This window comes from Enterococcus sp. 22-H-5-01 (assembly GCF_050310005.1).
In the GTDB taxonomy this organism is placed as follows: Bacteria; Bacillota; Bacilli; order Lactobacillales; family Enterococcaceae; genus Enterococcus_A; species Enterococcus_A hailinensis.
Genome location: NZ_CP189994.1, coordinates 167,438 through 188,062 on the forward strand (window position 1 = coordinate 167,438; position 20,625 = coordinate 188,062).

Annotated in this window: 20 protein-coding genes and 3 pseudogenes; 16 read left to right on the plus strand and 7 right to left on the minus strand. The window is 35.2% G+C overall.

What is annotated here, in order from left to right; all coding sequences use genetic code 11:
- Window positions 1-162 precede the first annotated feature (162 nt).
- Window positions 163-1,182, plus strand: coding sequence for a Gfo/Idh/MocA family oxidoreductase (locus ACQKTA_RS11750; RefSeq protein ID WP_427814862.1), 1,020 nt, complete (start codon window positions 163-165; stop codon window positions 1,180-1,182).
- 26 nt (window positions 1,183-1,208) lie between these two features.
- Window positions 1,209-2,186 carry a Gfo/Idh/MocA family protein gene (locus ACQKTA_RS11755; protein ID WP_427814864.1) on the plus strand — a complete coding sequence of 326 codons (978 nt, stop codon included), beginning with the start codon at window positions 1,209-1,211 and terminating at the stop codon, window positions 2,184-2,186.
- Window positions 2,187-2,192: 6 nt separating this feature from the next.
- Here ACQKTA_RS11755 and ACQKTA_RS11760 read toward each other — a convergent pair whose 3' ends face one another.
- The 3 genes from ACQKTA_RS11760 to ACQKTA_RS11770 all read right to left on the minus strand — a co-directional run bounded on the left by ACQKTA_RS11760 (window position 2,193) and on the right by ACQKTA_RS11770 (window position 3,786).
- Window positions 2,193-2,603, minus strand: coding sequence for a GtrA family protein (locus ACQKTA_RS11760; protein ID WP_427814925.1), 411 nt, complete (start codon window positions 2,601-2,603; stop codon window positions 2,193-2,195).
- A gap of 145 nt (window positions 2,604-2,748) precedes the next feature.
- Window positions 2,749-2,922, minus strand: a complete 174-nt coding sequence (locus tag ACQKTA_RS11765; RefSeq protein ID WP_407856799.1) for a hypothetical protein — start codon at window positions 2,920-2,922, stop codon at window positions 2,749-2,751.
- An 87-nt stretch (window positions 2,923-3,009) separates the two neighbouring features.
- Window positions 3,010-3,786 (minus strand): glycyl-radical enzyme activating protein, encoded by a 777-nt coding sequence (locus ACQKTA_RS11770; protein ID WP_427814865.1) that lies wholly within the window; start codon window positions 3,784-3,786, stop codon window positions 3,010-3,012.
- A gap of 157 nt (window positions 3,787-3,943) precedes the next feature.
- On the opposite strand from ACQKTA_RS11770, the gene ACQKTA_RS11775 reads away from it, so the two are divergent.
- The 4 genes and pseudogenes from ACQKTA_RS11775 to ACQKTA_RS11790 form a co-directional block, all read left to right on the plus strand.
- Window positions 3,944-4,654: a DeoR/GlpR family DNA-binding transcription regulator gene (locus tag ACQKTA_RS11775; protein WP_427814866.1), complete on the plus strand. Its 711-nt coding sequence runs from the start codon at window positions 3,944-3,946 to the stop codon at window positions 4,652-4,654.
- 124 nt (window positions 4,655-4,778) lie between these two features.
- A pseudogene (locus ACQKTA_RS11780) lies at window positions 4,779-7,267 on the plus strand (glycyl radical protein).
- Between the two features lie 227 nt (window positions 7,268-7,494).
- Window positions 7,495-8,271: an Asp23/Gls24 family envelope stress response protein gene (locus ACQKTA_RS11785; protein ID WP_427814867.1), complete on the plus strand. Its 777-nt coding sequence runs from the start codon at window positions 7,495-7,497 to the stop codon at window positions 8,269-8,271.
- A 135-nt stretch (window positions 8,272-8,406) separates the two neighbouring features.
- Window positions 8,407-8,796, plus strand: a pseudogene (locus ACQKTA_RS11790) (family 1 glycosylhydrolase); the annotation flags it as partial.
- Between the two features lie 35 nt (window positions 8,797-8,831).
- Here ACQKTA_RS11790 and ACQKTA_RS11795 read toward each other — a convergent pair.
- Entirely contained in the window at window positions 8,832-10,376 is a 1,545-nt protein-coding gene (locus tag ACQKTA_RS11795) for an MFS transporter (protein WP_427814868.1), read from the minus strand.
- A 214-nt stretch (window positions 10,377-10,590) separates the two neighbouring features.
- Window positions 10,591-10,782 (minus strand): hypothetical protein, encoded by a 192-nt coding sequence (locus tag ACQKTA_RS11800; RefSeq protein WP_427814869.1) that lies wholly within the window; start codon window positions 10,780-10,782, stop codon window positions 10,591-10,593.
- Between the two features lie 154 nt (window positions 10,783-10,936).
- On the opposite strand from ACQKTA_RS11800, the pseudogene ACQKTA_RS11805 reads away from it, so the two are divergent.
- A pseudogene (locus ACQKTA_RS11805) lies at window positions 10,937-11,339 on the plus strand (VOC family protein).
- Between the two features lie 131 nt (window positions 11,340-11,470).
- Here ACQKTA_RS11805 and ACQKTA_RS11810 read toward each other — a convergent pair.
- Together ACQKTA_RS11810 and ACQKTA_RS11815 are read right to left on the minus strand one after the other, a co-directional pair.
- Complete coding sequence (locus tag ACQKTA_RS11810; protein WP_427814870.1) at window positions 11,471-11,767, minus strand: putative quinol monooxygenase; 297 nt, start codon at window positions 11,765-11,767, stop codon at window positions 11,471-11,473.
- Between the two features lie 25 nt (window positions 11,768-11,792).
- Complete coding sequence (locus tag ACQKTA_RS11815; protein WP_427814871.1) at window positions 11,793-12,086, minus strand: putative quinol monooxygenase; 294 nt, start codon at window positions 12,084-12,086, stop codon at window positions 11,793-11,795.
- 109 nt (window positions 12,087-12,195) lie between these two features.
- On the opposite strand from ACQKTA_RS11815, the gene ACQKTA_RS11820 reads away from it, so the two are divergent.
- The 9 genes from ACQKTA_RS11820 to ACQKTA_RS11860 all read left to right on the plus strand — a co-directional run bounded on the left by ACQKTA_RS11820 (window position 12,196) and on the right by ACQKTA_RS11860 (window position 20,605).
- Complete coding sequence (locus tag ACQKTA_RS11820) at window positions 12,196-12,576, plus strand: winged helix-turn-helix transcriptional regulator (protein ID WP_427814872.1); 381 nt, start codon at window positions 12,196-12,198, stop codon at window positions 12,574-12,576.
- A gap of 58 nt (window positions 12,577-12,634) precedes the next feature.
- The gene (locus tag ACQKTA_RS11825) at window positions 12,635-13,252 is read left to right on the plus strand and encodes a TMEM175 family protein (RefSeq protein ID WP_427814873.1); all 618 of its coding nucleotides are present in this window, start codon (window positions 12,635-12,637) and stop codon (window positions 13,250-13,252) included.
- Between the two features lie 187 nt (window positions 13,253-13,439).
- Window positions 13,440-14,189, plus strand: coding sequence for an SDR family oxidoreductase (locus tag ACQKTA_RS11830; RefSeq protein ID WP_427814874.1), 750 nt, complete (start codon window positions 13,440-13,442; stop codon window positions 14,187-14,189).
- Between the two features lie 24 nt (window positions 14,190-14,213).
- Window positions 14,214-14,999: a glucose-1-dehydrogenase gene (locus ACQKTA_RS11835; RefSeq protein WP_427814875.1), complete on the plus strand. Its 786-nt coding sequence runs from the start codon at window positions 14,214-14,216 to the stop codon at window positions 14,997-14,999.
- A gap of 27 nt (window positions 15,000-15,026) precedes the next feature.
- Window positions 15,027-15,899, plus strand: a complete 873-nt coding sequence (locus ACQKTA_RS11840) for a GRP family sugar transporter (RefSeq protein WP_427814876.1) — start codon at window positions 15,027-15,029, stop codon at window positions 15,897-15,899.
- A 13-nt stretch (window positions 15,900-15,912) separates the two neighbouring features.
- Window positions 15,913-16,689 (plus strand): SDR family NAD(P)-dependent oxidoreductase, encoded by a 777-nt coding sequence (locus ACQKTA_RS11845; protein ID WP_427814877.1) that lies wholly within the window; start codon window positions 15,913-15,915, stop codon window positions 16,687-16,689.
- 420 nt (window positions 16,690-17,109) lie between these two features.
- Window positions 17,110-17,472, plus strand: a complete 363-nt coding sequence (locus ACQKTA_RS11850) for an ArsC/Spx/MgsR family protein (protein WP_427814878.1) — start codon at window positions 17,110-17,112, stop codon at window positions 17,470-17,472.
- A gap of 15 nt (window positions 17,473-17,487) precedes the next feature.
- Complete coding sequence (locus ACQKTA_RS11855) at window positions 17,488-18,900, plus strand: peptidoglycan DD-metalloendopeptidase family protein (RefSeq protein ID WP_427814879.1); 1,413 nt, start codon at window positions 17,488-17,490, stop codon at window positions 18,898-18,900.
- Between the two features lie 301 nt (window positions 18,901-19,201).
- The gene (locus tag ACQKTA_RS11860) at window positions 19,202-20,605 is read left to right on the plus strand and encodes a C69 family dipeptidase (protein WP_427814880.1); all 1,404 of its coding nucleotides are present in this window, start codon (window positions 19,202-19,204) and stop codon (window positions 20,603-20,605) included.
- Window positions 20,606-20,625 lie beyond the last annotated feature (20 nt).

Here is a 20,625-nt window from a genome sequence, read left to right on the forward strand (position 1 = left end):
AGTTAAACAAAAGCAAAGCTCATTACTTTGGTATAAATGTTCAATAATTCGCTACGATTGATCAAATGATTGGAGAAAACAACCTGTTTGACTTAGATATCTTTTTTTCTGCAAGCCTTTTTGTATACTTAAGGCATCAAAAGAAAAGTGGGGGAATCAGCTATGCTAACTATCGCATATATCGGGAACGGCAAGAGTACCAATCGCTATCATTTGCCTTTTTCAACCAAATTGAAAGATAAAATCACTATCAAAACGATCTATTCACCAAGTGGAAAAATTACTTGGGATAAAATACCAAATGTCAATTACACGAAAGACATCAATGACATTTATGATGATCCCGAGATCCAGCTGGTTGTTGTTACGACACCAAGCCCGTTGCATTTTGAATTAGGAAAAGAAGCTTTAGAACATGGAAAGAATGTTTTGATTGAAAAGCCGTTTACTGAGACATCAGCAGAGGCTAAAGAATTATTTCGATTAGCTGAGGAGAAAGGACTCTTTGTTCAGTGCTATCAGAACCGCCGCTATGATTCTGACTTCTTGACTGTTCAGAAAGTTATTGAGAGCGGCGTGTTAGGTGATCTTTTAGAAGTAGAAATGCATTATGATTATTTTCGTCCAGAAATTCCAACAGGTGTGGAATCATTTTCGATCGGCACAAGCTATCTTTATGGTCATGCCTGCCATACATTAGATCAAGTCATCTCCTATTTTGGTGAACCAGATGATGTTCATTATGAAGTAAGACAGCTTTTAGGCGATGATCGAATGAATGATTATTTTGATTTGGATTTGTTTTATGGCCGGATGAAAGTCTCAGTCAAATCGAGTTATTTCCGTCTGAAAGAGCGTCCAAGCTTTATTGTTTATGGTAAAAAAGGTGTCTTTGTAAAAGAAACAAAGGATCGGCAAGAGGAACATTTAAAAATGTTTTATTTGCCTGACCATGAAGATTTTGGTGTCGATTTGCCTGAACATTATGGGACGTTGACCTTTATTGATGATGCAGGTGTTTATTATGAAGAAAAAGTTGTTTCGGAAATAGGCGATTATAGCCGAGTTTATGAAGATATCTATCAAACATTGGTCAACGGAAAACCTAAGTCTGTTAAAGATGAAGAAACTATTTTACAAATTGAAATGTTAGAAAAAGGCATTCAGCAGATCGTTCGATAACCTTTACAAGAAAAGAGGAAGACTCAATGAAATTAGCGATTTTAGGATCAGGAAAAATCGTTCATGATTTTTTACCGGTCGTTAAAGACATACCCGAACTCGAAGTCAAAGCTATTTTTGGTACCGTTCGTAGTATTGGAAAAATGGAAGCTTTACAAACGCAATTTGAGATTGATCAAGTGTATACAGACATTGAAGAATGTTTGGCGAGTGAAGCGTTTGATACGGTCTACGTCGCATTGCCCAATCATTTGCATTTTAGTTTTGCTAAAAAAGCGTTAGAAAATGGGAAACATGTTATTTGTGAAAAACCTTTTACGCTACAAAAAGCCGAGTTGTTAGAATTAGAAGCATTAGCGTCAGAAAAAAATTTAGTGTTGATCGAAGCAATCACGAATCAATATTTACCAAATTTTGAGGGCATCAAAACAGCATTAAATACGATCGGTGAACTAAAAATCATTGAATGTAATTATTCTCAGTATTCTTCACGTTATGATGATTTCAAAGCCGGGACAATTTTACCTGCTTTCAACCCTAAAATGGGTGGTGGAGCGTTGATGGATATTAATATCTACAATATTCATTTGGTCGTAGGATTATTAGGAAAACCATTAGACGTAAATTACTATGCGAATGTTGAAAGAGAAATCGATACTTCAGGCATGTTAGTACTAGATTACGGCAAGCAAAAAGTGGTGTGTATCGGTGCGAAGGACTCAACAGCTTCGATTCGCTCGACTATTCAAGGCACGCAAGGGTCGATTATCATAAATGGGCCGACTAATACATTGGACAGTTTCACGATTGAATCATTAAAAGGCGAAGTTCAAACAGTAAATGACAATCAACACGCCCATCGTATGTACGAAGAATTTGCGGTATTCGATCGAGTGATTCAAGAAAATGACCAAGAATTTGTAAAGCAACAATTAATGCATAGTAAAATCGTAATGGAAATAGTGGAAGCAGCATTGGAAGATGCTAAGATACATTTAGGCTAAAAAGATTCAGCATGAGAGGTCCTCATGCTGAATCTTTTTTAAGAATAAAATTTTACTTAGAAAATAATTAATGATCAGCGCAGTTCCATGGCTGGCGATTTTACTAGAAGTCACACCAAATTTTAGCCAATCGTATAGAATAAATAAAATAATAAGTTCAACGACTAAAGAACAAATACGTGAGCCAAAGAAAAGTGCGATTTCTTTTAGGGTAATCACTGAACTAGAATTGAAAACAAATAATTTGTTAACGATATAGGAGAGCAAGACTGTCACAAACCAAGAAATCAGATTGGCTGTTTGATACTCAAAACCTAATTTTAAAAATAGTAGATGATAAAACACAATATTGAAAATCATGGTGGCAATGCCCCACAGTAAAAATTTAATGGTTTGCCATTCTCTTTTTTTATTGATAAGGGATCACTCCTAGGATAAGTATTCTTAATTAATTATACCAAAAATAGCAAAAAAACTATGCTGAAGCTTTGGAAATAACATATTATTAAGTATAAAATAAAAAAGCACTCAATAATGTGAGCGCCTAATAGCTAAAAATAAATCATTTTTTTCTAAATTGCTGGATTAAGAAGATAAAAATAAAAAAGAAAAGTGCTTCCCAAAGTGTTGTGGTCCAGCTATAACGTGGAGTAATGGCAAAAAATAAATTGCCGATATTCGAGACGATCAAGTAAATGAGAGTAGCAAGCAACGCGTTAAGTAATCTACGTAACATAACGATTCCTCCTTCACTGAAAAGTATAAAGGAGAAAAGTTTTTCCGTCTATTGATAGTAGATCTTGTAATTAAAAATAGTTTAGATTTACTGGATACTGCAGATTATATTGGCGTCTTCCATAATTTTTTTGAAATAACCTAAATCTTCGGAATGCAATTGTGGAATATCATGCATTTTATACTCACGATCTAAAGAAGTATATTTCTTTTCACCAAACTGATGAAAGGGCAATAATTCGATCTTTGTGATACCTAACCGATTGAATAAGTCAGCAAAGGCTTGAGCATTAGCTGTCCCATCGTTATAGCCAGGAATGACAGGAACTCTCACGATCACTTCTTGTTGTTTATCAAGTGCGATTGTAAGATTTTTTAAAATAGGCTTTAAGGAAACGCCAGTGCCAAGTTTGTGGTGATTTTCATCATGATGCTTTACATCAAAAAAAAGCAAATCGACTTGATCAATGTAGCGACTAAAAACATCAGGTTTAGCAAAACCAGTCGTTTCACTAGCTGTATGGATTCCTTTCTCTTTTAGACGGCGTAAAAGTTCGGTAGCAAATTCAGCTTGGTATAATACTTCACCGCCAGATAGAGTTACACCGCCGTTTGACTCTTCATAAAAAGCTTCATCTTTCATTACTTCTGCAATGACTTCTTCAAGGGTTTGATATTTGCCAACGGTTGTGAGCTGATTCTTGTGACTATCTTTCATTTCTTCTGGTTTTCCAGATTGCGATTCAGGATTAGAGCACCAATAACATTTTAAGGGACAACCTTTAAAAAACACGACTGTCCGAATACCAGGACCATCATGAATACTAAATTTTTGAATATTAAAAATACAAGCTGTATCGATCATTCTTCTACCTCCTTTTATACATGCCAATTTTATCACAATATATTTTTAACGCAAATAATTTTTGTTTCGTACGTAATCAAAAATAATAGTTGATTGTTCCTTTACCGAAATTATGCTAATCTTTAACCATATGTCAAAACTTATTGGAGCAAAAAGTATGTCTAGAGAAGAAGAAATTCTTGCTATTGTTAGTGAAAAGAAAAAAATCGAAGTAAATGAGCTTTCTACGTTACTAGGAGTCTCAAAAGTAACGATCAGAAAAGATTTAGATAAATTGGAATCTCGCGGTCTTTTGCATCGTCAACATGGCTATGCGTTGTTAAATAATACGGATGACATTAATTACCGCTTAGCACAAAACTATGACTTGAAACGAAAAATTGCCTTGGAAGCAAGTAAAATAGTTAGCGATGGGGAAGTTGTGATGATCGAATCGGGTTCTACTTGTGCACTATTAGCAGAAGAACTAGCTTTCAATCGTAACGATATTACGATCATAACTAATTCTTGTTTTATTGCCTCGTATATTCGAAAAGCGGATTCAGTCAAAGTCATCTTACTTGGTGGCGAATATCAAAAAGCGTCTCAAGTAAATGTAGGTCCTTTAGTAAAAAAAGTGGTGGATGAATTCCATGTGGACAAATTGTTTGTCGGAATCGACGGGTTTGATCATCGCCGCGGATTTACTGGAAGTGATATCACAAGATGCGATACCACAAGAATGTTGGCCAGCGCTGCAAATCAAACAATTGTTTTAACGGATTCAAGTAAATTTACTCAAAACGGCGTTGTCTCTGAGTTCTCATTCAATGAGATCAGCAGAGTATTTACAGATAAAAAAATTGATCCGAGATCAAAAAGTTTTTAATTGCAGAAAGTATTGATATTCAAACCATTTGAGTTTTAAAGATACATCAAAGGAATGCACAGATGTGCATTCCTTTTTTTATTTTGAAATCAATTTAATGTACATTGACCGTGATGGAATACACATGTTAGTATTGTTACGAAAGAAGTTTAATTTAATTACGAATGAAGATGGAGGCGTAAAAATGATTACTCAAACAAAAGAAAAAATTATTCCTTATTTTGGACAATTAACAGATCGAATGGATCAATTTCGCGAAGCTGTGCTGACCAAGAGACCTTATATCGATGCAGAGCGAGCATTATTAGTGACAGAAGCTTACAAAGAACATCAGAATCAACCAAATACAGTTAAACGCGCACTGATGCTTAAAAATATTTTAGAAAAAATGTCGATCTATATTGAGGATGAGACATTAATCGTTGGAAATCAAGCGGCCTCAAACCGTGATGCACCGATTTTTCCGGAGTATACGATGGAATTCGTGTTGAATGAACTGGATCTGTTTGAAAAACGTGATGGAGATGTCTTTTATATTACGGAGAAAACGAAAGAAGACTTACGCGCGATTGCACCTTTTTGGGAAAATAATAATTTACGTGCAAAAGCTGGGGCTTTATTGCCGGATGAAGTAAGTGTCTTTATGGAAACCGGCTTTTTTGGAATGGAAGGTAAGATGAATTCGGGAGATGCTCATTTAGCTGTTGATTATGGGCAGATGCTAAAAGTTGGGCTCAAAGGATATCAACAGCGGACATTGGCCGAAAAAGCAGCGTTAGACTTGGCGCAGCCTGCGAGTATCGATAAATATTGTTTTTATAATTCGGTCTTACTCGTCATCGAAGCCGTAAAAATATATGCAGAACGCTACTCTCGTTTGGCAAAAGAAATGGCAGAGACAGCTAGTCCAAAACGAAAAGCCGAACTATTAGAAATCAGCCGTATATGTGGGAAAGTTCCCTATGAGCCAGCAGAAACTTTTCAAGAAGCTATTCAAGCAGTCTGGTTTATTCAATTGATTTTACAAATCGAATCAAATGGTCATTCGTTGTCTTATGGGCGTTTTGATCAATACATGTATCCTTATCTGAAAGCTGATTTAGCTAAAGAAACAATTACTGAAGCTCAGGCGGTAGAACTTTTAACAAATCTTTGGATCAAAACGTTGACGGTCAATAAAGTTCGTAGCCAAGCTCATACTTTTAGTAGTGCCGGCAGTCCGCTTTACCAGAATGTAACGATCGGCGGACAGACGAGAGATAAAAAAGACGCAGTCAATGAGTTATCTTATTTGGTTTTACGCAGTGTGGCACAGACAAAATTACCACAGCCCAACCTAACTGTTCGTTATCATTATGGTTTAGATAATCGATTTATGAACGAATGTATTGAAGTGATGAAACTAGGCTTTGGTATGCCGGCTTTCAATAATGATGAAATCATCATTCCTTCATTTATGAAAGTTGGAGTGAGCGAAGCAGATGCCTATGATTATAGTGCTATCGGTTGTGTAGAAACAGCAGTACCAGGAAAATGGGGTTATCGTTGTACAGGGATGAGTTATATGAACTTCCCTAAAATTTTGATGATTGCCATGAATGATGGAATCGATCCTGTTTCTGGGAAACGTTTTGTTAAAGGCTACGGTCATTTCAAAGAGATGACTTCTTATCAAGAATTGCAAGATGCATGGGATAAGACTGTCCGTGAGTTGACGCGAATGAGTGTGATCGTAGAAAATGCCATTGATCTAGGCTTGGAACGCGATGTACCAGATATTTTATGTTCTACATTGACTGAAGATTGTATTGGCCGCGGTAAAACTTTAAAAGAAGGCGGAGCTGTTTACGATTTTATTTCGGGTCTACAAGTGGGAATTGCTAATATGGCTGATTCGCTAGCTGCAATCAAACAGCTCGTTTTTGACGAAGTAAAAGTTGCTCCTGCCGAACTTTGGGAAGCCTTGATGACTGATTATGCTAGTGAACGTAGTCAAGAAATCCAACAAATGATTTTGGAAGAAGTACCTAAATATGGCAATGATGACGATCAAGTTGATCAATTGATCACGGAGGCATATGATAGTTATATCGATGAAATCGCAAAATATCCAAATACACGTTATGGTCGTGGGCCGATTGGCGGCATGCGCTATTCAGGAACCTCCTCTATTTCAGCCAACGTGGGACAAGGGCGAGCAACGATGGCTACACCAGATGGCAGAAAAGCATGGACACCATTAGCGGAAGGCTGTTCTCCATCTCATAATATGGATAAAAATGGTCCGACAGCAGTGTTGAAATCTGTTTCTAAATTGCGTACAGAAGATATTCTTGGCGGCGTGTTGTTAAATCAAAAAGTTAATCCTCAAACATTAGCTAAAGAAGAAGATAAACAAAAATTGATCATGCTTTTACGAGCTTTCTTTAATAAGCTTCATGGCTACCACATCCAATACAATGTAGTCTCAAGGGAAACATTGATCGATGCCCAAAAACATCCAAAAAACATCGAGACTTGATCGTTCGAGTGGCCGGCTACTCAGCTTTCTTCAATGTGTTATCGAAAGCGACGCAAGACGATATTATTGAACGGACGGAGCATATTATTTAATAGGTGAACGAGTAGAAACTTTCTGCTCGTTTTTTTATTTCATAAATCCTCTGTATATCGTCAAAAAAAGTGCATATTTTTTGATTTTATCGTTAAAATAGACTATCGTTTTAATATAGAGTATTAGAAAAAAGGCCATTAAATATTCATAAAAAGTAAAATTTAGCATGAGTAACAGTGTTCAATATTTTTAATCGATAACTATTAAACCTTAGGAGGATTTTAGTATGAGTAAACAAGATAACAAGGATACAAAAACACCGATTTCAGCCCATCCAGATCCAATCACACCAAATGAATCAAAAGGTGCAAAAGATTTAAAAAATGAAACCGCACCCGTTTCGGCTCATCCAGATCCGGTTGTTCCAAATGTAGAAAAAAAGGTAGAAGAAACACATCCGAAAGATCATTCAAATGATTCTAATAAAGATAACCGTTCTTCTGGGGATTCAAAAGGCAATTCATTAAGTAACCATGCGGCTGATTCTAGCGATGACGCTAAGAACACTTCAGCAAATGAAAAAAATGAAGGCTCGTTGAAATTTGAAGATAAAGCGATTCAACAAATTATTGCTCAAGCAATCAACGATATCGATGGTTTATTGGTGGTAGATGGCGGAGTATTTTCAAATACAGCTGAGAAACTTGTTAATATTGATAATGAGAGAGCCGGCATTAAGACCGAAGTTGGCGAAAAACAAGTAGCGGTTGATTTAAAAATTGTGGCTGAATATGGAAAAGATATTGAAGAAGTCTACAATAAAATAAAAGAATTGATTCAAAAAGAAGTCCACAATGCGACTCATTTAGATGTGATCGAAGTTAATGTCGATGTTACAGATGTTAAAACTGCAGAGCAATTTGAACAAGACAGTGAAACTGTTCAAGATAAAGTAACCGATACAGCACAAAAAGCAGGCTCAGCAATTTCTGAACAATCTGAGAAAGTGAAAGATTCGGTCAATACAGCTGTTGACCAAGCAAAAGAAGACAATCCTTCATAATTAAAGTATTTGAAAACCTCCTTAGCCAATATTAGCTAAGGAGGTTTTTTGTGGGAATAAATCGAATTTATAGGAAATCAGTATTCCTTTTTTTTAAAATAGAAATCAAATTGAGTAACACTCATTTTTTTAACAGTTGATCCTGTGGGCTTACGATTCACATTAAATGAATTATATGACCGTTATGAAATTCCGTTAATGATCGTAGAAAATGGCTTAGGAGCTGTTGACGTAGTAGAGAAAGATGGTTCAATCCATGATAATTATCGAATTGATTACTTGCGTCGCCATATTTTAGAAATGGAAAAGGCGATTGATGATGGAGTTGATTTAATTGGTTATACACCGTGGGGCTGTATCGATTTAATTTCAGGTGGAACTGGTGAAATGTCTAAACGCTATGGGTTTATTTATGTAGACAAAGATGATCAAGGTAATGGAACTTTTAATCGAAGTAAGAAGGATAGCTTTTACTGGTATCAAAAAGTAATCAAAACAAATGGGTCCGATTTAGGAGAAGAGTAAACAATAAAGGACGTCAATCGACGTCCTTTATTGTTTTATTTTTTGTCCCGTATCAATAGCACACTAGCTAAAGCACCAATCAATAAGAGGACTGCAATCATTAGATTTGCTTCTTTCATTCCTTGATTATAAGCTGAAAAAACCAATTCTTTGATTTGAGTAAAAATAGGTAGCTGGTTATAAGCTTTTGCTTGAGCATTTTCAAAAATTTGCTGACCCGCAAAAGGTCCTGCTTTGTGTAGAAGGCTAGTTAATTGATTCTTGATTTCACTTGGTAAAGTTGTGATAGCTGTTAAACTTTTATTCAAACTGTCGTTGTAACCATTCGTCACATTGATCCCCAACATAACAACACCAAAAGAGATCCCAACTTGACGGAAGACATTTAAAACACCAGAGGCCATCCCAACATGTGCTTCATCTACAGAACTCATCGCGGCATTAGAGATTGGCGGATTAACTAAAGCGTTGCTGATTCCTAAAAGAATAAATCCAGGAAGCAAATAACTCCATTTAAAAGGAACTTTGATTAAGTGATTAATGGCTAAAACACCGCTCAAACCAAGTAACAGAGCTAAAGCAATCAGCCAGCGATTACCGATCTTTCCAGAAATAATGCCGGTAATTGGGCCAAGTACTAGTGTAAAAATGCTGATCAGTAATAATTTCACACCTGTTTCAAACGCGGTATATCCCATGTAACTTTGCAATAAGATTGAAAGATAAGTAAAACCACCGTATAAACCAGCACCTAAAGTAAATGCCGCAATATTTGCTCCGACAAAAGAACGAGAAGCAAACATGCTTAGTTGAATCATCGGATCTTTAATTTTTCGTTCAATCAAAATAAACAAAATCAGTGAAAGTATAGCAATTCCTAATAAATTCAAAATTCGCCAATCTGTCCAAGAGTAATCAGTATGAGTTTCTTTTTGAATCAAAGCAAATACTGTACTGAATATCATCAGTGTACTAAAGAAAAGACCAGCAAAATCAATTTTCCCAAATTTTCTTTGTGAAGTATCTTTGATCGTGATCATGCCTAAAATCAAAGCAAGCAAACCTACAGGTAAGTTAATTAAAAAAATTGAACGCCAACCAAGTGTATCAACTAAAAGTCCGCCAATTAAAGGGCCAATCGAAACCGCTAACCCAACGGCACTGCTCCAAATCCCAAGAGCTAGACCACGTTGCTTTTCCGGAAAGGAAGAGGTGACAATCGACAATGACAGAGACATCATGGCTGCACCACCAATGCCTTGGAGTCCTCTAAAAAGATTGAGCATTAAATTATTCGTTGCTAATCCACTAGCTAATGAGCCTACCATAAATATCAGTAGTCCAATCAAAAAAATTTTCTTTCGTCCAAATAAATCACCTAATTTTGATAATGGTAAAAGCGCTACGGCATAGACAAGAGTATAGGCGTTCAATACCCATTGTAAGTTAGCAAAACTTTCGTTAAAACTTTTTTGAATCTCTGGCAACGCAACGTTGACGATCGTAATATCCAGCATTGCCATAAAAACGGCCAGACTGACTGTTCCTAACACCCACCATTTATTATTGTTGGTTTTCATTGTTTCTATTTCCTTCTTTCAAGTTTATTATCTAAATGTGCGCACTAATGCATATATAACTTTTAGTAGAAGCACTCTCTAAATTTGTTTCAGGAGTGCTTTCATATTATCTGAAGCTGATTCAAATTTACGTGCAATTTGCTCTTTGTCCACACGGTAAAAAACTTCTCGCCCTTCTTACGACGCTCGACTGCACCAAAGCGATTCATGTAGTCTAAATGTCTAGATATCCAGAACGATTTTGGGGAAAGTTTTCAGCAATTTCGCCAATAGATAGCTCACCGCTACTAGCTAGAAAAATCAATAATTCACTACGGACAGGATCACAAATAGTTCTAAAAAATTCAATATCAATGGTTTCTTGAATCAACTCGCGACATTTTTCGGGGTCATATTTAGCATTCATGTGGCACCTCCATGAATTCATTATATGCATGATGATGCATATGTCAACTAATATTTTTTATTTAATTATCTATCAGAAAAACAGTGAGCGCTTTCTTTGCTTTTAGAAAAGCTTATCTGCATAATAAGAGTAAATTGGAAAGAGGCGAATTAAAATGGCTACAATGGTATTTGTTAATTTTCCAGTAAGAGACTTAGATGCGGCGACTGAATTTTATGAAAAGTTGGGATTTAAGAAAAATGCAGATTTTTCGAACGAAACATCTAGTTCAATGGTTTGGGGTGATACGTTTTGGATTATGCTATTGAAACATGAATTTTATCAACTGTTTTTGAAAAATAAAAAAATCGCGGATACACAAAACGTTAGTGGTACGTTAACTGCTTTTTCAGTTGAAAATGCGGATATGGTTAGAAAAATCGCTGAAACAGCAAAAGCAAACGGTGGAGATTACTTCTCAGTTGATATGGGGATTCCTGGAGGATCAAATGTTTGGCCTAGAAGTATTGGATTTAGATGGTAATCAATTGGAACCAGTTTGGATGAAGGGTTTTTAAATATATACACTTAGTATTTATTAAATTACTCATTCTTTTTCTCTTAGTCTCATATATAAGTATAGTAATTAATTATGAAAAGCCGTAGACATTTCTGAATTTGAGAAGTGTTTACGGCTTTTTTACTTTTATTATTCAGCTTTAGGTAATTCGCGAAAGACTTTTACGTCCATATCCTTGCTTAATAATTTTTCTACACTAGCTAAAAATTGTGTGAAGTGCTCTGCTGAGTGATGTGTATCCAAAGCATTTTGATCCATATATTGTTCAACGAACATAAATTCCCCTGGTCTTTCAACTGATTGATACATATCATATCTCAAATTGCCGACTTCAGCTTGTGTACCTCGGATCAATTTTTCTGATAATTCTTTGTATTCCTCGATAGAATTTTCTTTGACAAAAACAGTAGCATTAATTGTAATCATTTTATACTCTCCCTTATAGTTGATTTTATTCCTCTGAGCCTAAACTTTCAAAAATCATGACGTCCATTGGACCATTTTGGATTTTCTTATATTTTGTTAAAAATTTTTGGAAGTGTTCAGAGTCACGATGAGCAATGATAGCTTCTTGGTCTTGGTACACTTCAATAAAAACAAAAGTATTCAAAGTGGTGCCTTTGTACAAATCAAATCGTAAATTGCCAGCTTCTTGTAATGTGTTCGCTGTTAAATCAGCCGCTAATTCTAAAAATGTATTTTCCTTACCTGGTTGAACATATACTGTAGCATTGATAGTTTTCATTTTATCACCTCTGGGTTATTATAGTTATATAATACAGCTATTTTTTCATTAATCTAGTAGGCACTTTCATGTGCCTAACGATTAATTTAGTTTAAAAGGGGTGAACAACATGAACAATACAAAAAAAACATATACAAATGGGGTTTTAATGACATTATCTGTCATTGGTATGAAATGGAAACCGTTGATTTTATGTCATTTAGTTGATGGATCGAAAAGAACAGCCGAGTTAAAAAGAGCGGTACAAGGCATCACATCAAAGGTGCTAACGGATCAATTGAGAGAATTAGAAAGAGATGGAATCATTATTCGAAAGGTATTTAATGAAGTCCCTCCACATGTTGAATATTCAATTTCTGAGTATGGCAAGTCGTTGGTTTCCATTCTTGGAGTAATGTCTCAATGGGGAGAGGAAAGAATCGCTTTTCTAAATCAAAATGGAGATAACGTCCAGTTAGATTATATGGATCATGAAAAATACGATATATAAAAACAGTAAATTTTATAACTAGTAAAATAAAAAACGTTTCATTAGGAGTCGAATTAAAATGCGTACTGAACGTGTACAAGCATTTAGTGATGGTATATTTGCAATACTGATTACTATTTTAGTATTAGAGTTTAAAGTCCCAAGTTATGTAGAAGGACGTTTATTTTCAGCAATTGTTCATTATTGGCCAGTGCTGTTTGCCTATATTCTAACTTATTTCTACATCGGAATACTATGGTTGTTCCATCATGATGTTTTTCAAATATTGATTAAAACGACCGTCAAGTTGAATGTCTTAAATTTGATTTTGATTTTCTTCATCACGTTGTTGAGCTTTTCGATGTCTCTTTTAGGAGAATCGATGCGGACACTTAATACAAATGATTTACAAGTATCATGCTATATTTATACTTTTTTAGCTCTGATGATTTCTTTGATCTTTCTATTGATTTATAATTACATATTTAAAAATCCAGAATTAATCGAACAAAAAATCAGTTTGGAGCATTTAAAGAAAAAGCAGAAATATCCTATATTAAGTATCTTTATTTATTGTTTAGCTTTTGTTTTCACATATTTTAATGTCTTTTTAGGTTTGCTATTCTTAGTTTTAGGAATTATAAATCACGGAATTGCGTATGCCCGAATTTCAAGCTTGACTAAAAACCATAGTTGAATAATCATTTTATCTGTACACTTCACTTGTTGATCAGCAAGTGAAGTTTTTTTAAAATAATTTTGCCAATGATCGTATATAGAGCACAAAACTTACTTTAAAGTACGTTGGTTAGCTGAAAGTGCCTAATTGTATCTTTTTATATTCCGACTATACTTGCCTTATCAAATAAAAGTGAGGGAAAAAAATGGACAACATTAAAAACAAAGTAGTAGTTATAACTGGTGCATCAAGTGGGATTGGAAAAGAAACAGCGACACTTTTAGCTGAAAAGGGCGCAAAGTTGGTTTTGGCAGCTAGACGTGAAGACTCATTAAAAGAAGTGGCTCAGGCGTTAGAAAGCAACTATTCAACTGAAGTGACGTATAAAAAAACAGACGTGACAAAACAAAAAGAGGTAGAAGAATTAATAGACTTTGCGATTTCCACGTTTGGTCAAATTGATGTTTTATTTAACAATGCCGGTTTGATGCCAGTTTCTATGTTGCGAGATGGCAAAGTAGATGAATGGGAAGCTATGATCGATATTAATATAAAGGGCGCATTATATGGAATCAAATATGCTTTGCCTATTATGGAAAAACAAAAAAGTGGGCATATTATCACAACTGATTCCGTAGCTGGGCATTTTACGGGTGAAGGTTCTTCTGTCTATTCAGCAACAAAATATGCTATGCGTGCTGTTATGGAAGGGTTACGTGTAGAGGAAGTCGGAAAAGGAATCAAATCAACGTTGATCTCACCAGGACATGCTCAAACAGAATTGGCAAATAAAATCAGTGATCCACAACTACGCGAAGCTGTATTAAAAAGTGAAGCTGAAACAGGATTATCTGCTAAAGATGTTGCACATGCAGTCGTCTATTCGATTGATACACCTGACAATGTCGGAATCAATGAAATTATTTTACGTTCGATTAATCAAAGAGATTACTAATCGAACTATGGAGGAGTGAATAATATGTTTAACGATTTAAAAAATAAGGTAGCAGTTGTTACAGGTAGTTCAAAAGGGATTGGTCAATCAATCGCTGAACGATTTGGACAAGAAAAAATGTCTATCGTTGTTAATTACTATTCAGATCGCTTAGGTGCTGAAAAAACAGTTGAATTGATCAAAGCCGCTGGTGGTCGAGCAGTAACTGTCCATGCAGATGTTAATACTGAATCAGGCGTCCAATCATTGCTAAAATCGGCTATTGATAACTTTGGCAAATTGGATATATGGGTGAACAATGCGGGAATTGAAAATAGAGTGGCCACTCATGAAATGACACTGGAAGAATGGCAAAAGGTTATTAATGTAAACCTAACAGGAGTATTTTTGGGATCAAAGACTGCGCTCGATTATTTTGTAAAAAATAATGTGCAAGGAAACATCATTAATATGTCTTCCGTTCATGAACAAATTCCTTGGCCAGGATTTTCTCATTACGCTGCATCTAAAGGTGGCGTTAAATTATTTAATGAAACAATCGCAATGGAATATGCAGACAAAGGTATCAGAGTCAATGCAATTGGTCCTGGAGCAATTAACACACCAATAAACGCTGAAAAATTTGCGGATAAAGAACAATTAAAGGATACATTAGAAATGGTTCCAATGAAACGGATTGGCGATCCTGAAGATGTAGCTGCAGCAGCGGCTTGGTTAGCATCAAATCAATCAAGTTATGTCACAGGGATCACATTATTTATTGATGGTGGTATGACCTTGTACCCATCATTTCAGTACGGTAAAGGGTAATAATAAACGAATAGATGAGGGAGAAAAATGAATATTCTGATAGGGCTGATACCCGCTCTAGCTTGGGGCATACTCCCATTAGTAGTCACTAAAATCGGTGGTAAACCAATCAATCAAATAATTGGCACAACATTTGGTACATTGATGATGGCGCTATTTGTATGGCTGATTATGCGTCCAGAAATAGGGTTGGGACCATTTTGGATCACTTTTCTATCTGGAGCATCTTGGGCCTTAGGACAATTTCTACAATACATGGCCTTCAAACGAGTGGGTGTTTCTAAAGCAATGCCCATATCTACTGGACTACAATTAGTAGGGACTTCCTTATTGGGTGTTCTAGCATTTGGTGAGTGGGGAGAAGGCTCGGAAAAATTAATCGGTTTTTCGGCGTTACTTCTAATTATCGTTGGAATCACGTTAACTACAATAAAAAGTGTAAAAATGAAAGCAGAAAATGCAGATCATTCTTCTGTTTTTATGACAATGAGTATATTTTTAGTATCAACTCTAGGTTACGTAGGTTATTCTGCATTTCCTAGAATTGCAAATGTTTCTGGTTGGCAAGGATTTTTCCCACAAGCTTTAGGAATGGCAAGTATGTCAGTGTTATTAGCAATGGGTACGATAGGCACGAAAGTATTTAAGGAAAAGACGACTTGGTTCAATTTGCTAAGTGGCGTTATTTTCTCAATAGCTGCATTGACGTATTTAATTTCCGCGCAAAAAAATGGTGTTACGACTGGATTCACTTTATCTCAAATGAACGTAGTCATAGCTACTTTAGGCGGAATCGTAATCTTAAAAGAACACAAAACGAAACAGGAATTAATATTTACATTTATTGGATTGGCGTTAGTTATAGTAGGTGGGGTAGTCATAGGAAATATGAGCAAATAAAGGAGAGATCCATATGAATAACTTATTTGACTTATCAGAAAAAGTAGCAATCGTAACAGGAGCATCTTCTGGATTAGGTGCAGATGCAGCTCTAGCATATGCAGAAAGTGGTGCGAATGTAGTATTGATAGCACGTCGCATTGAAAAATTAGAAGCGATCAAACAAAAAATTGAGCAACTTGGTCAAAAAGGTTTGGTATTACAAGCTGATGTTACGAATGAAGCAGATGTTAAAAATAGTATAGAAAAAGTCATAGCTTCATTTGGGAAAATTGATATCTTGTTGAATAATGCTGGTGTAGCTTATAGAGGAAGTGTGGAAAACACTACTACAGAAACTTGGGATCATGTAATGGAAGTAAATGTAAAAGGACCATTTTTAATGAGTAAGTATACTCTTCCATATATGAGAAAAGCTAATTATGGAAAAATTATCAATATTGCTTCAATTAATGCTGTTCTCGGAGATAAAAATCCAACGATGTGGCGGCACGTTTACAATACATCTAAAAGTGCTCTTCATGGTTTGACTATTGGAATGGCAGCTTCTTATGCGCAAGAAAATATTACTGTTAATACCATTGGACCAGGATTATTTAAAACAGAGATGACTAAAAATAGTTCTTTTAAAGATCAACAATTTTTAAAAGAATATGCAGCTAATACTCCTGCTTCTCGTACAGGAAGAGATGGGGAGTTAAATGGTAGTATATTGTTCTTTTCTTCGGATGCATCTAGTTATGTGACTGGCCAATTCATCGCCGTGGATGGTGGTTTGACTATTGTTTAACTATTTTTTATGTTCTACATAAGATAACTAAAAAATCCATTCAATTCAAAGAAAGAATAAAAGCCGATCCTAGGGGGTCGGCTTTTAACTATTTTAGCTTAAATGAGCGATAAATTGATAGATAAGATGTGCGCCGCCTAATAAAGTAACTTCATAGAATAGGTCTTTCACTATAGTAAATCCTTTGTTTTTAATTTTTTTTAGCATGCTCAACATCTCCTTAGTAATTTTTGTGATAAGAACATAATAAATATGAAAACTAAAATGAATCTTAAAATTTATTGAAGGTGTTTTTTGATTGTTTTTAGGATATATAGTTTATTTTTGCTTCTTTTTTGATATAATGTAAATAATTTATAATCAGGTAGTAATTATTTCGTTAAAATTTTATTGATAGAAATAGCTGAAAGCTGGGTCGTTATGGTAATTATTTATACAGATACGAGTAATTTGTCTAGTAAAAAAGCGGTCAATTGGTTGAAAGAAAATGACATTTTATTTACGGAAATAAAGTTAAATAAAATTCCGATTACAAAAAGAGAATTAAAAAACTTATTGTCTTTTAGTGAAAATGGGCTAGATGATCTACTTAGTGCTTCCGGCCATAAAGAAGGTTTTGATGATTTAACGTTAGAAGAAGCTCTAGACAAAGTGATTTTAAATCCGAGATTTTTAAAAAAACCGATTATTTGTGATGAGAGAACACTTCAAACAGGATTCAACGATGAAATGATTAGAGTATTTATTCCTAAAAATAAGCGAAAAAAATATATCATTGTTTAAAAAGGAGAAAAAAGATTGAAAAAATTTACTAAAATAGCTTCAGTTCTATTATTATCACTTCAAACAGGGACAGCGATCCCGCTTAGTGGATTAGCAAATGAAATACAATTAAGTAGCGATGCAGAACAAGTTAACCAGACCGAATCGACTGTTTCCTCTGAGACAGAATCAAGCAGTACTGAAAGCAGCCAAAACACCTCTCAAAGTTCAGAAAGTAGTACGTCGACTTCAAGCTCTTCTAGTACATCGAGTTCAGAAAGCAGTACAATCATAAGTAGTAGCGAGAGTTCAGCACACCCCTCAAGTAGTGCTAAACCTTCTGAGACTACTTCGACTAGTGAACAGACAACGCCAAGTAGTGAAGGATCAACTAGTAATAAAAATGAGTCTGTCAAAATTCCCGATGTTGTAATACAGTCAGAGCCTCCTCAAGAAGCACCTACACCAGAAACAACGGTTAATCAAGAAGCTACGAATGATTTGAACCAAATTGTGCCGTCAGCTACAGTAACAGAGGATGGATCGATTCATTTCGAAAAAGATGAATCTGTGGAAAGTTTTATTCGCAAAATTGGCGAATCAGCTCGTAAGATCGGACAAGAAAAAGACCTGTATGCTTCGGTCATGATTGCGCAAGCAATTTTAGAATCGGCATCTGGTCAGAGTAAATTAGCACAAGCTCCCAATTATAATTTGTTTGGTATCAAAGGAAGTCATAATGGTAAAACAGTTTCAATGACTACAAATGAAGATTCTGGAAATGGCAATCTATACAGCACACAAGCTGGATTTCGTGTCTATGAAGATTATGAAGATAGTCTCAATGATTATGCGACCTTGATAAAAGAAGGTATCTCTGGAAATACGGATTATTATTCAGGTGTTTGGAAAAGTAAAACTAAAAATTATCAAGAAGCAACAAAATTTTTGACAGGACGTTATGCAACGGATACCACCTATAATCAAAAATTGAATGGGTTGATTGAAACCTATGATCTAATTCAATATGATAAAGAAGTTCAGGGCGCACCTGTAAGTGCAACAGGATATCAAGTACCGTTGAATAACTACACGATTTCTAGTCCATTCGGTAATCGCGGAACAGAGTTCCATCGCGGTCTTGATCTGGCTGCGAATCAGGGAGAACCCATTCATGCAAGTAAATCAGGAACTGTAATCAAAGCAGAGTATCATAATTCATGGGGGAATTATGTGGTGATTCAGCATGATGATGGCATGACAACGTTATATGCCCATCAGCAACAGTACGTTGTAAAAGTTGGAGATCAAGTAAAGCAAGATCAAATCATAGGTTATGTTGGTAGTACAGGAAATAGTACGGGAGCACATTTACATTTAGAAATGTGTAAAGACAATAGTTTGTCGCAAGGGAAGTTGATCGACCCTGCAACTATTATTTTTAAATAGCAAAAAAAACAGTCCCTTTATGGACTGTTTTTTTTTTTGCACAAATTTTCTTATGCATAAAAGACTAAATTTTTATCATAAAATACCAAATTCATTTTATTAAATAAAAAAAATCCGAATATTAAATAACGTGTCGTATAAAACGACATTTTTTGAATTACACAGCTTTTATAAGGGGCGTAGAATCTAGAGTATAAATAAACGAAATAATTTGTTAGAAAAACAACAAGTAATTTTGTGTATCAGCCAAATTGGCTAAAAAATAACTATATTTATAAAAAAATGAAAGAAGGAATTAATTTTGTGTACAACAGTTTTAGTCGGAAAAAAGGCTTCTCGAACAGGATCAACAATGATTGCTAGAAATTGTGATACAGAAAAACCGATTCAACCAGTTAAATTTATTAGTGTAAAAGAAGATGAAGTGACAAGTGGAACCTTTCACTCTGTTCTAACAAATTTTTCTAAAGAATATCCCCAAAAAGCTCTGAGCTATCAAATGATTCCCTTTGTTGAGCAAGAAACTTTAGGCATTTTTGGAGAAGCAGGAATTAATGCTAAAAATGTCGCTATGAGCTCGACAGAAAGTATTTTTAGTAATCCTTCTGTATTAGCTATCGATCCTTTGACTACTGAAGGATTAGGTGAGGATTCTCTTTTATCTATGGTCTTACCATATATCGCTTCTGCTCGTGAAGGAGTGAAATACGTCGGAGCGATGATTGAAAAAGCTGGTTCACATGAAGGAAATGGAATTATTTTTAGCGATAAGGATGAAATTTGGTATATGGAAATTCCTTGTGGACATCATTGGGTAGCGCAAAGAATTCCTGACGAGCACTGTGCAGTAATTGCAAATCAGTCAATCATTCAGGAAGTTGATTTTTCAGATGATGAAAACTTTATGTATTCTCCTGGAATTCAAACATTTGTGGAACGTTATTCATTAAATCCAGATGAAACGACATTTAATTTTAGACATATTTTTGGAACTAGTAACTTACAAGATCGAAAATATAACACTGCTCGTGTATGGTATGGCCAAAAATATTTAGGGTATGAAAACGCCAGTCCTACGGCGGAGGACATGCCTTTCACCTTTAAACCAGCTCATAAAGTAACTGTTGATGAAGTGGGATATGTTTTGAGTTCTCACTTTGATGAAACTGAATATGATCCATTTAATAAAAATGATGAGCAAAAAGCTCATGCTTTCCGACCAATTTCAATGAATCGAACTGCCGAATCGCATATTTTAGAGATTAGAAATAATGTTCCAGCAGAGATTGCTGGCTTGCTCTGGTTGAATAGTGGGCCAACGGCGTTCAATTCATATGTACCATTTTATGCGAATAGTAATGACACTTCTTCTTTATACAATGAAACTAGTTTGACCTTTGAATTCAACCAAGCTTACTGGCGCTCACGATTATTAGCTGTGTTAGTCGAGCGAGATTATGATAAGTTGGCTTTTTCTAATTTTGGCTATTTAACAGATGCAAAAACTTTAGCACATCATTTGATTTTTGAAACAGATAATAATGCTAGCCATCGTACTGGAAAAGAATTACGAGACTATTTGACGACTTGCAATGAAGAAAATGCACTGAAAATGAATCAATTAGCATTGAAACATATTGGAGATTTAGTAAGCCAAGGCTTGGACCTATCTCAACTGACTTACGATATTACTAAAGATATTTAGAAGACAGAGAGGAGAATAAT

What these genes read in the sequence shown, in the direction of transcription:
- ACQKTA_RS11815 (WP_427814871.1), bottom strand. Translation starts at nt 12,086, where the DNA reads ATGAAAACTATCAATGCTACAGTATATGTTCAACCAGGTAAGGAAAAT.
- ACQKTA_RS11800 (WP_427814869.1), bottom strand. Translation starts at nt 10,782, where the DNA reads ATGAATGCTAAATATGACCCCGAAAAATGTCGCGAGTTGATTCAAGAA.
- ACQKTA_RS11820 (WP_427814872.1), top strand. Translation starts at nt 12,196, where the DNA reads ATGAACAATACAAAAAAAACATATACAAATGGGGTTTTAATGACATTA.
- ACQKTA_RS11850 (WP_427814878.1), top strand. Translation starts at nt 17,110, where the DNA reads ATGGTAATTATTTATACAGATACGAGTAATTTGTCTAGTAAAAAAGCG.
- ACQKTA_RS11835 (WP_427814875.1), top strand. Translation starts at nt 14,214, where the DNA reads ATGTTTAACGATTTAAAAAATAAGGTAGCAGTTGTTACAGGTAGTTCA.
- ACQKTA_RS11810 (WP_427814870.1), bottom strand. Translation starts at nt 11,767, where the DNA reads ATGATTACAATTAATGCTACTGTTTTTGTCAAAGAAAATTCTATCGAG.
- ACQKTA_RS11840 (WP_427814876.1), top strand. Translation starts at nt 15,027, where the DNA reads ATGAATATTCTGATAGGGCTGATACCCGCTCTAGCTTGGGGCATACTC.
- ACQKTA_RS11830 (WP_427814874.1), top strand. Translation starts at nt 13,440, where the DNA reads ATGGACAACATTAAAAACAAAGTAGTAGTTATAACTGGTGCATCAAGT.
- ACQKTA_RS11770 (WP_427814865.1), bottom strand. Translation starts at nt 3,786, where the DNA reads ATGATCGATACAGCTTGTATTTTTAATATTCAAAAATTTAGTATTCAT.
- ACQKTA_RS11785 (WP_427814867.1), top strand. Translation starts at nt 7,495, where the DNA reads ATGAGTAAACAAGATAACAAGGATACAAAAACACCGATTTCAGCCCAT.
- ACQKTA_RS11845 (WP_427814877.1), top strand. Translation starts at nt 15,913, where the DNA reads ATGAATAACTTATTTGACTTATCAGAAAAAGTAGCAATCGTAACAGGA.
- ACQKTA_RS11775 (WP_427814866.1), top strand. Translation starts at nt 3,944, where the DNA reads ATGTCTAGAGAAGAAGAAATTCTTGCTATTGTTAGTGAAAAGAAAAAA.
- ACQKTA_RS11750 (WP_427814862.1), top strand. Translation starts at nt 163, where the DNA reads ATGCTAACTATCGCATATATCGGGAACGGCAAGAGTACCAATCGCTAT.
- ACQKTA_RS11765 (WP_407856799.1), bottom strand. Translation starts at nt 2,922, where the DNA reads ATGTTACGTAGATTACTTAACGCGTTGCTTGCTACTCTCATTTACTTG.
- ACQKTA_RS11795 (WP_427814868.1), bottom strand. Translation starts at nt 10,376, where the DNA reads ATGAAAACCAACAATAATAAATGGTGGGTGTTAGGAACAGTCAGTCTG.
- ACQKTA_RS11825 (WP_427814873.1), top strand. Translation starts at nt 12,635, where the DNA reads ATGCGTACTGAACGTGTACAAGCATTTAGTGATGGTATATTTGCAATA.
- ACQKTA_RS11755 (WP_427814864.1), top strand. Translation starts at nt 1,209, where the DNA reads ATGAAATTAGCGATTTTAGGATCAGGAAAAATCGTTCATGATTTTTTA.